The 1,191-nt window shown below is 50.5% G+C and carries 1 protein-coding gene; it reads right to left on the bottom strand.

From position 1 onward, the window contains the following. Positions 1 to 248: 248 nt before the first annotated feature. Positions 249 to 1,139 (bottom strand): tetratricopeptide repeat protein, encoded by an 891-nt coding sequence (locus QVO97_RS08870; RefSeq protein ID WP_022359976.1) that lies wholly within the window; start codon positions 1,137 to 1,139, stop codon positions 249 to 251. Between the last annotated feature and the right edge of the window lie 52 nt (positions 1,140 to 1,191).

The following is a 1,191-nucleotide window of genomic DNA, read 5'->3' as shown; positions in this document are numbered from 1 at the left end:
CCAGTCCCGCCGCCAACCGCGGCAGAAGCTCTGGAAAATCCCGCTCCAGCATCGGACGCCCGACTTCTTCATAGTATCGTTTTGCCAGTTCTAGTCCCTGCATCTGATCCCCCTACCTGATTTTATGTTTTTTTCTATTTCTACGTTTTCTCTATTTTCAGTATTTTTTTCATGCGCGTTTCTTGCACGCTTTTTATCAAATCTTCCATCTGAAAACTTTTCAAAAAACGCTTTTTTCTTGTCCTGTCTCAGAATTTCGCATCCTTGAACTGACAGCTCGCACAGTGGCTCGGGTTTCCGCCCTTGTCTTCCTTCTTGTCTGCAGCTCCGGTAATGCCTTTTTCTTCCTTTTCTTTTTTGATCATCTCCAGATTCTGGCGGATCACCGCGCACGCATCGCTCTCGCCAAACCGAGACTGCGTTACCATCAGCGCTTTTTCCAGCAGCCCGATCGCCTGATCATAATTGCCGCGCCGCCATGCCAGCTCCCCGGCTGCTGCCAGCGCCGAACCAAAGTGTCCCGACTGCACGCCCTCCGGGGACGCATAAAAGGTCAGGCTTTCCTTTAACTCCTCGTCTGCCTCATCCAGCCGTCCCAGCGCCATCAAGGATAGCGCCCGGTTGACATGGGTCGTTGCCACCTCCGCCTCGCTGTTCTCCATCTTTTTAATCAGTTCCAGCGCCTTATCCAGCGATTCCAGCGCCTTTTCATGTTCCTCCTGTTCCTGATAAATCTGGCTGATATTATTGTAGAGACTTGCCATCTCATAGCCATCCGTTTTTCCAAGATTCTTAAAAATCGCTTCCGCCTCCCGGTACTGGGAAAGCGCTTTCTCCACATCTCCTGCCATCCGGCGCGCGGTTGCCGCATTTAAAAGTGTCGTTCCATGGTGGATCGAACCATCCAGTCCCATCCCCGCAATCAGAGACAGCGCCATATCCGCCATATCGACTGCCTGAGCAACCCGTCCGGTATTCCGGTAGAGTCCTTCCATCTCATTGCACATCATCAGGCAGAGGCTTTTGTTCCCTGAATCCAGCCCTTCCTTCATCCAGCCCATCATTTTCTCTTCCGCTTCGTCCAGTTTTCCCTGTGCATAAAGACGATCCAGTTCCTGAAACATCTGCTGTGTATCCATTGCATTCTCCTTCTTTCTCCAAAAACTTCTTTAAACAATTACACTATATCTG

The organism is Clostridium sp. CAG:43 (assembly GCF_000434655.1).
In the GTDB taxonomy this organism is placed as follows: Bacteria; Bacillota; Clostridia; order Lachnospirales; family Lachnospiraceae; genus Otoolea; species Otoolea fessa.
This window is presented reverse-complemented; position numbering and strand designations above follow the sequence as displayed.